General features: G+C 72.1%; 10 protein-coding genes. 6 read left to right on the plus strand and 4 right to left on the minus strand.

The window, feature by feature from the left end; all coding sequences use genetic code 11:
* Both ACWGKQ_RS51205 and ACWGKQ_RS51210 read left to right on the plus strand, forming a co-directional pair.
* Positions 1–1,374, plus strand: a 1,374-nt coding sequence (locus ACWGKQ_RS51205; protein WP_453299009.1) for a phosphoenolpyruvate carboxylase, incomplete at its 5' end; no start/stop codon positions are given.
* 51 nt (positions 1,375–1,425) lie between these two features.
* On the plus strand, positions 1,426–2,448 hold the full coding sequence (locus tag ACWGKQ_RS51210; RefSeq protein WP_453299010.1) for an MBL fold metallo-hydrolase: 1,023 nt from the start codon (positions 1,426–1,428) through the stop codon (positions 2,446–2,448).
* Positions 2,449–2,460: 12 nt separating this feature from the next.
* Here ACWGKQ_RS51210 and msrB read toward each other — a convergent pair whose 3' ends face one another.
* The 4 genes from msrB to ACWGKQ_RS51230 all read right to left on the minus strand — a co-directional run bounded on the left by msrB (position 2,461) and on the right by ACWGKQ_RS51230 (position 5,773).
* Positions 2,461–2,868, minus strand: a complete 408-nt coding sequence (gene msrB, locus ACWGKQ_RS51215) for a peptide-methionine (R)-S-oxide reductase MsrB (protein WP_366362609.1) — start codon at positions 2,866–2,868, stop codon at positions 2,461–2,463.
* 13 nt (positions 2,869–2,881) lie between these two features.
* Entirely contained in the window at positions 2,882–4,270 is a 1,389-nt protein-coding gene (gene murC / locus ACWGKQ_RS51220) for a UDP-N-acetylmuramate--L-alanine ligase (RefSeq protein ID WP_453299011.1), read from the minus strand.
* 175 nt (positions 4,271–4,445) lie between these two features.
* Positions 4,446–4,919, minus strand: a complete 474-nt coding sequence (locus ACWGKQ_RS51225; RefSeq protein ID WP_350790500.1) for an indole-3-glycerol phosphate synthase — start codon at positions 4,917–4,919, stop codon at positions 4,446–4,448.
* 152 nt (positions 4,920–5,071) lie between these two features.
* A complete protein-coding gene (locus ACWGKQ_RS51230) occupies positions 5,072–5,773 on the minus strand; it encodes a pyrimidine reductase family protein (protein WP_453299016.1) in 702 nt (233 codons plus the stop codon).
* Positions 5,774–6,083: 310 nt separating this feature from the next.
* On the opposite strand from ACWGKQ_RS51230, the gene zapE reads away from it, so the two are divergent.
* From zapE to ACWGKQ_RS51250, 4 genes are all read left to right on the plus strand, one after another.
* Complete coding sequence (gene zapE / locus ACWGKQ_RS51235; protein WP_453299012.1) at positions 6,084–7,190, plus strand: cell division protein ZapE; 1,107 nt, start codon at positions 6,084–6,086, stop codon at positions 7,188–7,190.
* A 207-nt stretch (positions 7,191–7,397) separates the two neighbouring features.
* A complete protein-coding gene (locus tag ACWGKQ_RS51240) occupies positions 7,398–7,814 on the plus strand; it encodes a hypothetical protein (protein WP_453299013.1) in 417 nt (138 codons plus the stop codon).
* Positions 7,815–7,925: 111 nt separating this feature from the next.
* Entirely contained in the window at positions 7,926–8,504 is a 579-nt protein-coding gene (locus ACWGKQ_RS51245; RefSeq protein WP_453299014.1) for a carbonic anhydrase, read from the plus strand.
* Between the two features lie 8 nt (positions 8,505–8,512).
* Positions 8,513–9,967 carry a SulP family inorganic anion transporter gene (locus tag ACWGKQ_RS51250; protein ID WP_453299015.1) on the plus strand — a complete coding sequence of 485 codons (1,455 nt, stop codon included), beginning with the start codon at positions 8,513–8,515 and terminating at the stop codon, positions 9,965–9,967.
* Positions 9,968–10,026: the final 59 nt, after the last annotated feature.

Here is a 10,026-nt window from a genome sequence, read left to right on the forward strand (position 1 = left end):
GCGGCCGGCGCGAAGACCCTGGGCGTCTTCGAGACCGTGAAGCGGGCGCTGGAGGTCTTCGGGCCCGAGGTCGTCGAGTCGTACATCATCTCGATGTGCCAGGGTGCCGACGACGTCTTCGCCGCCGCGGTCCTCGCCCGCGAGGCGGGCCTGGTGGACCTGCACGCCGGCTGGGCGAAGGTCGGCATCGTGCCGCTCCTGGAGACCACCGACGAGCTCAAGGCCGCCGACACCATCCTGGAGGACATGCTCTCCGACCCCTCCTACCGCCGCCTGGTGGCACTGCGCGGGGACGTCCAGGAGGTCATGCTCGGCTACTCCGACTCCTCCAAGTTCGGCGGGATCACCACCAGCCAGTGGGAGATCCACCGCGCCCAGCGCCGGCTGCGCGACGTCGCCCACCGCTACGGCGTCCGGCTGCGCCTCTTCCACGGCCGCGGCGGCACCGTCGGCCGCGGCGGCGGCCCCTCCCACGACGCGATCCTCGCCCAGCCCTGGGGCACCCTGGAAGGCGAGATCAAGGTCACCGAACAGGGCGAGGTCATCTCCGACAAGTACCTCATCCCCTCCCTCGCCCGGGAGAACCTGGAACTGACGGTCGCGGCCACCCTCCAGGCCTCCGCCCTGCACACGTCCCCCCGCCAGTCCGTGGAGGCCCTGGCCCGCTGGGACGCCGCGATGGACGTCGTCAGCGATGCCGCCCACGCCGCCTACCGCCGCCTGGTGGAGGACCCCGACCTGCCGACGTACTTCCTCGCGTCGACGCCGGTGGACCAGCTCGCCGACCTGCACCTGGGCTCCCGGCCCTCCCGCCGCCCCGGCTCCGGCGTCTCGCTCGACGGACTGCGCGCCATCCCCTGGGTGTTCGGCTGGACCCAGTCCCGCCAGATCGTCCCCGGCTGGTTCGGCGTCGGCTCCGGCCTCAAGGCACTGCGCGAGGCGGGCCTGCGGCATGAAGGGGACACCGTCCTGGACGAGATGCACGAGCAGTGGCACTTCTTCCGCAACTTCGTCTCCAACGTCGAGATGACCCTCGCCAAGACGGACCTGCGGATCGCCCAGCACTACGTCGACACCCTCGTCCCCGACGAGCTCAAGCACGTCTTCGACACCATCAGGGCCGAGCACGACCTGACGGTCGCCGAGGTCCTGAAGATCACCGGTGAGACCGAACTGCTGGACGCCACCCCGGTGCTCAGGCAGACCTTCAGCATCCGCGACGCCTACCTGGACCCGATCTCCTACCTCCAGGTGACCCTGCTCAAGCGCCAGCGCGACGCGGCGGCAGCGGGAGAGCCGGCCGACCCGCTACTCGCCCGCGCCCTGCTCCTCACCGTCAACGGCATCGCCGCCGGCCTGCGCAACACCGGCTGACCGCCGGCCGTCCGACAAGCCGGATTCCCCCTCCACCACAGGAGTTCCGCCATGCCCCATGTCCCCGGCCTCCCGCGCCGCGGGCTGCTGCGTACCGCGCTCGCGACCACGGCGGCGCTGTCCGCACCGCTCCTGAACGCCTCGCCCGCGCACGCCGCCCGCCCCCGGACCGGTGCACTGAACGACCAGTCCGCCGTCCGTTCCTTCACGTTGGGAGACACCAGGCTCACGTATGTCGTCGATGCCGCGATGGAGTTGGACCCAACGGGTTTTCTCCCCGCCGTCCCCGCGGCCTACTGGCAGCAGCACCCGGAGGCGCTGACCCGCTCCGGCCGGATCGCCGCGTCGGCGGGCGGTGTTCTCGTCGAGCGCGGCCCGCGCAGGCTGCTCATCGACGTGGGCCTCGGCGGCAACGTCCTGTCACCGACGCTCGGCGTCTCCCGAGGAGGCGCCCTGCTGAAGACCCTGCGGGCGCTGCGGGTGCCCCGGGAGTCCGTCGACACCGTGGCCTTCACCCACCTGCACACCGACCACACCGGCGTCGGCTTCGTCCCGGACCGCGACCAGGCGCTGCACAAGGCGTTCCCACGCGCCGGCTACCTGGTGGCGGCCGCCGAATGGGGCCCGTTCTGGCGGGGCGAGATCAAGGTGGGAGCCCCGTCCTGGGACGGGTTCATGGTGCCGATGTCCCGCGTGCTGCGGGAGTTCGACGACGGCGACGAAGTGTGGCCGGGCGTCACCGCCCTGATCACTCCGGGACACAGCCCCGGGCACACGACATACGTGGTCTCGGCCTCGCGCGGCAGGCGGATCCTGGTCCTCGGGGACGCCTTCCACACACCCGCCCAGGTGACCCACCCCGAGTGGCCCTCCGGGCCGGACGTGGACGTCGAAGGCGTGCTGAAGGCCCGCAGGACGCTCCTGGACCAGCTTCTCGCCCCGCGCACCTACGCCTTCGCGTTCCACTTCGGGGACCAGGCCTTCGGCCGCGTGGTGCGCGACGCGGCCGGAGACCTCCAGTGGCGGCCGGTGCCGTCCCGGGCACTCCTGCCCAGCCCGGTCCGGCTCCCCTGACCGCCCCCGGTCTCAGCTCTCGTCGGCGGCCAGCCGCAGCGAGATCGAGTTGATGCAGTACCGCTGGTCGGTGGGGGTCGCATACCCCTCACCCTCGAACACGTGCCCGAGGTGCGAACCGCACCGCGCACAGCGCACCTCGGTGCGGACCATCCCGTGGGTGCGGTCCTCGATCAGCTCGACCGCGTCGGTGTCCTTCGGGTCGTAGAAGCTCGGCCACCCGCAGTGGGACTCGAACTTCGTGTCGGAGGTGAACAGCTCGGCACCGCAGGCGCGACAGGAGTACACGCCCTTGGTCTTGGTGTCGGTGTACTCACCCCTGAAGGCCGGTTCGGTCGCCGCCTGACGCAGCACGGCGTACTCGGCCGGCGACAGCTCCGCCCGCCACTGCTCATCCGGCTTCTCGACGTCGTACGACATGACTCTCAGCCCCTCACTTCGCCAGGCGTTCCAGGATCCTCGGGCCCAGGTCGGTAACGTCGCCCGCGCCCATGGTGAGAACCAGATCACCGGGCTTCGTCATTCCCGCGACCACGGCGGGGACCTCGTCCTTGTCGTGCACGGCGGTGACGTCGGCGCCGGCGGCCCGCGCGGCCTCGATGATCAGCTCGCTGGTGACCCCGGGGATCGGGTCCTCGCGGGCCGGGTAGATGTCGAGGACGACCGAGGCGTCCGCGAGGGCCAGCGCGTCACCCATCTCCTTGCCCAGCTCCTGGGTGCGGGAGAACAGGTGCGGCTGGAAGACGACCAGGATCCGCGCGTCCCCGGCGGCGGCGCGCATGGCCTCCAGGTCGGCGGTCATCTCGGTCGGGTGGTGGGCGTAGGAGTCGATGACCTGGACACCGGCCGCCTCGCCCTTGAGCTGGAGGCGCCGCTTCACGCCCGTGTACGCGGCGAGCGCGGGCGCCAGCTCGGCGGCCGGCACCCCGAGGGCGGCGCCCGCGGCCAGCGCGGCGACGGCGTTGTGCGCGTAGTGCCGACCGGGCACGGACACCGTGAACGTCAGCTCGGCCCCGTCCATCGCGACGGTGACCTCGCTCTTCAGACCCTGCGGTACGACGGACAGCACCCGGACGTCGGCGTCCGCGGCCTCGCCGTACGTCACCGTCCGCACCTTGCAGGCGACCCGCCGGGTCAGCTCGCGCGCCCCCTCGTGGTCGGCGTTGACCACCAGCGTGCCGCCGGGCACGATCCGGCCGGCGAAGGTCTCGAAGGACTCGTAGATCTCGTCCATCGAGGCGTAGTTGGCGTGGTGGTCGAGCTCCACGTTGAGGACGATGGCGACCTCGGGCGCGTACTTGTGGAAGCTGCGGTCGGATTCGTCCGCCTCGGCGACGAAGATCTCGCCCGCGCCGTGCAGGGCGTTGGAGCCGGGGGCGTCCAGGTCGCCGCCGATGGCGTAGGAGGGGCCGCGGCCCAGCGCGGTCAGGGACACCGCGAGCATGGACGTGGTGGTGGTCTTGCCGTGCGTGCCGGCGACCGCGATCGGACGCAGACCGTCCATCAGGGCGGCGAGGGCGTCCGAACGGTGCACCACCGGGATGCCCAGCTCGGCCGCGCGGGCCAGCTCGGGGTTGTCCTTGCGGATCGCCGAGGACACGACGACACAGCTGGCGTCGTCGGCGAGGTGCCCGGCGGCGTGCCCGATGTGCACGGTGACACCGAGCGCCCGCAGCGCCCCGGCGGTCTCCGACTCCTTGGCATCGCTCCCGGCCACCTCGGCCCCGCGCTGAGCGAGGATCTTGGCGATCCCCGACATCCCGGCGCCGCCGATCCCGATGAAGTGCGGTCGCTCCATGGCGGAAGGAAGGCCGGGTGCCATGTGTTTCTCCCAGAGACGGTGACGTGCGAAAGCGGGCCTAGCCTATGCGCTCGGACACCGCGCGCCTTGCAAGGGGCGCGAGCATCAGCGCCCCGAAAGGGGCGCGGGGAACTGTGCGACCAGCCACGACGCACCCGCACCCGCCGACGCACCGCACCCCACACCGCAACGGCGCCTACGCCTTGCTGTGCGAGAACAGCTTCAGCACCGGCACGCCCACCTTGTGCCGCGCCCGCGACGCCCAGTCCCGGTGGAAGAACTCCTCCACATAGTGCGGATCGGTCAGCACGATCACCTCGTCCGCGCCCACCTCTTCCACCAGCTTCCGCAGCGCGTCCAGCGGGTGGTCCTCGACCATCCGCCCCTCCGCCGCGCTGCCCGCCGCCCGCAGGGCCGTCAGGGACACGTCCAGCGCCTGCTCGGCCGGCCCCTTCGCCGCGTCCCCCTCCGGCGTCTCCCGTTCGCGCGCCGCCTCGTCGAGTTCGCCGAGTGCGATGTCGTCGATGGCCCGCAGCAGGCGATCCGCCTGGTCGCCGCGCGGCTGGAGCAGCACGTGGAAGGCGACCTGCTCGTCCCCGTGCAAGGTCGTGACGAACTCCACGTCGGCGGACGTCAGGGCCTTCTCGATCATCAGAACGCTTGTGAACACCAGGCGCCTCTTCTCCCTAGAGGGCCGCTCGACCCTCTGTCCTCCGTGGGGCCGGCACCCCTGCGGAAACCATCCTGCCCCGCGATCGCACGGGTACTGCCGGATTCAGTTTGCCCGCCGAAAGCTAAGCGGAACGGGATATTCCGCCGATTTCAGGACCGGCGATAGCGGCCGAACAGGAATCCGGCCTCTTCCAGAAGGGACACTAGTTCGAAGCGTCGGGGTACGGCGACACCGGGTCCCCCGGCGATCCGCTGCGCGCCGCCCGCCGTCAGCATCGGGGAGACCGTCAGGCACAGCTCGTCGAGGACGCCGGCGGCGATGAACTGCCCGAGCAGCCGGGGGCCGCCCTCGGTGAGCAGCCGGGTGTGGCCGAGGCCGGCCAGGGCGTGGACCGCGCGGGCGGGGTCGACGCCGACGCCGTCACCGGCGATCACCACCCGGGCGCCGGCCTTCTCGGCGGCGGCGACGCGGTCGGGGGCGGCCGCGGCGCCGGTCAGGACCAGCGTGGGCACGAGGGGCGAGGTGAACAGCGGGAGCGAGAAGTCGAGGTCGAGGCTCGCGGTGACCACGGCGACCGCGGCAACCCGGGCCTGACCCGCCGCGGCCCGGGCCCCCGCGAACTCCGCCCGTTCGCGTACCGGCCGGTACCCCTCCTGCCGTACCGTTTCCGCGCCTACGACGACGACGTCCGCGAGCCCTCGCAGAGTGCCGAAGATCCGCATGTCGGCCGCACCGGAGATGGGCTGCGACCGCCCGTCGTGCTGACCGGCCCCGTCCAGCGTCGACACCATGTTGGCGCGCAGCCAGACCTCCCGCCCGGCGGACTCGGGATAGGCGTAGGCAAGGGCCAGCTCGGCAAGACTCCACTCCCGGCCGGCAGCCCCGGAACCGGAACCGCCCGCCCCGCCGAAAGCCGGACCGCCCCCGCCCGCCGTCTCCCCACCGGAGGCATCCGCCGAGCCACCACCGACCCGCCCCGCCCCGGCACGCGCCCCACTCCCCGGCCCCGCCCCCTCGGCCAGACCGCCGGAGGCACTCGCCCCACCGTCCGGCCCCGCCCCCTCGGCCAATCCGCCGTGGGCCCGGGCTGGTGTTTGTTCGGTCACAGGGAACAGGCGTCGCATGTCGTGCAGTGTGGCACGGCAACTAGCATGGGTAACCGTGTCCTCTTCTCCCGCCGCATCCGAGGTCAGCCCCATAGCCGACGTGGCCCCGCTGTCGCTGTGCGCCCGTTCGCCGCACGTGCCCGCGGACCGGCTGGTCGCCGAGATGGTGCCGCCACCCCGTTTCGACTCGGTCCGCTTCGCCACCTACCTCCCGGACCCGAACCAGCCGAGCCAGACCGAGGCCGTCCGGGTCCTGGAGGAGTTCGCCGGCGGTCTCGGCGGGGCGCACGCGGTGGCCGGCGGCAGGCGCGGCTTCTTCGGCTTCGGGAAGGCCAGGGCGGCCAAGGTGCCCGCCGGGCCGCGCGGGGTCTATCTCGACGGCGGGTACGGCGTCGGCAAGACCCACCTGCTCGCCTCGCTCTGGCACGCCACCCCGGCCGAGCCCGCGCTGAAGGCGTTCGGCACCTTCGTGGAGCTGACCAACCTGGTGGGCGCCCTCGGCTTCCAGCAGACCGTGCAGACCCTCTCCGGCCACCGCCTGCTGTGCATCGACGAGTTCGAGCTGGACGATCCCGGCGACACCGTCCTGGTGTCGACGCTGCTCGGCCGCCTGGTGGACGCCGGCGTCGCACTCGCCGCCACCTCCAACACGCTGCCCGGCAAGCTCGGCGAGGGCCGGTTCGCCGCCGCCGACTTCCTGCGCGAGATCCAGGGCCTGTCGGCCCACTTCCGCGCCCTGCGCATCGACGGCGAGGACTACCGCCACCGCGGCCTGCCCGAGGCGCCGCCGCCGCACTCCGACGAGCAGGTGACGAAGGCGGCGTACGCCACCCCGGGCGCCTCGCTCGACGACTTCCCGCACCTCCTGGACCACCTGGCCAAGGTGCACCCCAGCCGGTACGGCGCGCTGACCGACGGCCTGAGCGCCGTCTGCCTGACGGACGTGCAGCCGGTGCCCGACCAGTCGACCGCGCTGCGGCTCGTGGTCCTCGCGGACCGGCTCTACGACCGCGAGGTCCCGGTCCTGGCCTCAGGACTGCCCTTCGACCAGCTGTTCAGCGAGGAGATGCTGAACGGCGGCTACCGGAAGAAGTACTTCCGCGCGATATCCCGGCTCACCGCCCTGGCCAGGGACGCCAAGGAGCTCGTGGCCGCCGAGTAGGCCTCGTCGGACCGGCCCAGTACGTGATCAAGCCCCCTCGGGTCAAGAGCCCGATCAGGCCACGCCACCGGCACTTTTCACGCTCTCTTCGGCTCGCAACACCGATTTAACCCTGCAAACAACTTTGCAGGGTTAACGTGTTTCTTGACCAACCATTGACTTGTGCTTGGTGCACACAAGAGGCGCGAACTGCCGCGAGGGGGGCTCATGTTCCGAGGTACGACGGCCCGGACCGTGCTCTCGCTCCTGGCCGCCGCCCTGCTCGCCGTCCAGTTCTTCGCGCCCGCGGCAACCTTCACAGCCGCGCACACCCTCAGTCATGCCGAGGCCAAAGCCCAGCCCGGGCCGAAGTCCTCGGCGAAGGCGAAGGCGGTGCGCGACGGTTCGTACACCTCCACCTCGTACACCCTCCGCGACCACGGCCGCTGCGGTGAGCCGCCCAGCCCGCCGCAGACCGTCGACCGCCATCGCAGCGCCACCGCCGGCTGTGCGGACGACCGCCCGCACAGCGCGCGGCACACCGAGGCCATACGCGCCTCGGCGCCTCCCACAGCCAGGCACCACGGCACGTCAAGAGCGTCCAGAGCCCACTCACCGGCCACGCTTCAGGTCTTCCGCTGCTGACCGGGCGGGCTCTGCCGGGCTCCGCCCCGGCTCGCCACGCTCGCCATCCCCCCACCACCGTCGTGCAAGCCCGACGCGCCGCTGTAGCGCGCCAGGAGGAGTCCACACACCATGCAGCCCCTCATCGACAACGCCCGTACGTTCGGACAGCGCCCTGAGGAGTTCGCCAGGCTCGCCGAAGGCCAGTCTCCACAGGTGCTCTTCATCACCTGCTCCGATTCCCGGGTCGTCCCGGCCCTGATCACCGGCGCCCGCCCGGGCGAGCTCTTCGAGCTGCGCACCGCGGGCAACATCGTCCCGCCGTACGTCTCGGTCCACCCCACCAGCGAGGCGGCCACCATCGAGTACGCCGTGGAGGTGCTCGGCGTCCGCGACATCGTCGTCTGCGGGCACTCGCACTGCGGTGCCGTCGGCGCGCTGGTGCGCGGCGACGACCTGACCGCCGTACCCGCCGTACGGGACTGGCTGGCCAGCGCCGAGCCGCGCCCGAGCGGGGCGGCCGAGGACCCGGCCGTCGCCGAGGGCGTGCAGAACCACGTGCTCGCCCAGCTGCTGCGGCTGCGCTCGTACCCCTGCATCGACAAGAAGCTGGCGGCGGGCGAACTGACCCTGCGCGGCTGGTACTACGAGGTCCACACCGGTGCCGTGCGCGAACACCGCGCCGGCACCGACACCTTCGAGGCCCTGTGAGCGCCGCGATGACCAAATTCCCTTACATACGCCAGGACTTCGCCGCTTCCCTCGTCGTGTTCCTGGTCGCGCTCCCGCTCTGCGTGGGCGTGGCCGTGGCCTCCGGTGTCCCGGCCGAACTCGGCCTGGTCACCGGCATCGTGGGCGGTCTCGTCACCGGGCTGATGCGGGGCAGCAGCCTTCAGGTGTCGGGGCCGGCCGCCGGGCTGACCGTGCTCGTCTTCGAGGCGGTACGGGAGTTCGGGCTGCCGCTGCTCGGGGTGATCGTGCTGGCCACCGGCGTCCTCCAGATCACCATGGGCGTCCTGAAGCTGGGGCGCTATTTCCGGGCCATCTCGATCTCGGTCGTCGAGGGCATGCTGGCCGGAATCGGCCTGGTGCTGATCGCCGGCCAGCTGTATCCGGCGCTCGCCACCAAGGCCCCCGAGTCGGGCCCCGGCAAGATAGCCGGACTGCCCGCGGCGTTCCTGGACGCCCTCGGGGACGGCGAGGCGCTGGCCTCGCTCGCCCTCGGCGCGGGCACGATCGCGGTCCTGGTGCTGTGGAAGCACGCCCCGGCGAAGGTACGGACGGTCCCCGGACCGCTGGCCGCCGTCGGCCTCGCCACCCTGGCCGCCTTCTTCCTGAGCCTTCCGGTGGCCACCGTCGAGGTGCACGGGCTGCTGGATTCCGTCCAGCCGCCGCCGCTGAGCGCCTTCGGCGAGCTGGCGAGCGTCGGGCTGATCGGCACGATCGTCGCGTTCACGCTGATCGCGTCCGCCGAGTCGCTGTTCAGCGCGGCGGCCGTGGACCGGCTGCACGACGGTCCGCGGACCGAGTACGACCGGGAACTGGTCGCCCAGGGCGCGGGCAACGCGCTCTGCGGGGTGCTCGGCGCGCTGCCGATGACCGCAGTGATCGTGCGCAGCGCGGCCAACGTCCAGGCGGGCGCCCGCACCAAGGCGTCCCGGGTGCTGCACGGCGTCTGGCTGCTGCTGTTCGCGGCCCTGCTGCCGGGCGTCCTGGGCTACATCCCGATCCCGGCGCTCGCCGGAATCCTGGTCTACTCGGGCGCCAAGCTGATCCCGGTGCGGGCGCTGGCCGTGCTGTGGCGCGAGCACCGGGGCGAGGCCCTCATCCTCGTCGTCACGGCGGTGTCGATCGTCGCGGTGAGCATGTTCGAGGGCGTGCTGATCGGGCTCGCGCTGTCGATCGTCAAGACGGCCTGGGAGGCCTCGCACCTGAAACTGGAGGTCGTCGACAAGGGCTCGGGGCCGATCGACGCCTACCTGTCGGGCAACGCGACCTTCCTGCGGCTGCCGAAGATCCTCGACAGCCTGGAGGCGCTGCCCCAGGACCGCCCGATCCGGGTGGACCTCTCCGGGCTGCACCACCTCGACCACGCCTGCCGGACCGCGCTGGAGAGCTGGGCCGAGCGGCACAGCGACGCGGACACCGAGCCGGTGAAGGTCACGGCGGCCTGAGCCACGCCCCCTCGGTCACGGCCGCCTGGACCGGCGGCCGCTCCGGGCCGGGCTGCCGA

This window comes from Streptomyces sp. NPDC054770, from assembly GCF_053611985.1.

Excerpts from the sequence above, each read along its gene's own strand:
- ACWGKQ_RS51210 (WP_453299010.1), top strand. The coding sequence starts at position 1,426 with ATGCCCCATGTCCCCGGCCTCCCGCGCCGCGGGCTGCTGCGTACCGCG.
- msrB (WP_366362609.1), bottom strand. The coding sequence starts at position 2,868 with ATGTCGTACGACGTCGAGAAGCCGGATGAGCAGTGGCGGGCGGAGCTG.
- murC (WP_453299011.1), bottom strand. The coding sequence starts at position 4,270 with ATGGCACCCGGCCTTCCTTCCGCCATGGAGCGACCGCACTTCATCGGG.
- ACWGKQ_RS51240 (WP_453299013.1), top strand. The coding sequence starts at position 7,398 with ATGTTCCGAGGTACGACGGCCCGGACCGTGCTCTCGCTCCTGGCCGCC.
- ACWGKQ_RS51245 (WP_453299014.1), top strand. The coding sequence starts at position 7,926 with ATGCAGCCCCTCATCGACAACGCCCGTACGTTCGGACAGCGCCCTGAG.
- ACWGKQ_RS51250 (WP_453299015.1), top strand. The coding sequence starts at position 8,513 with ATGACCAAATTCCCTTACATACGCCAGGACTTCGCCGCTTCCCTCGTC.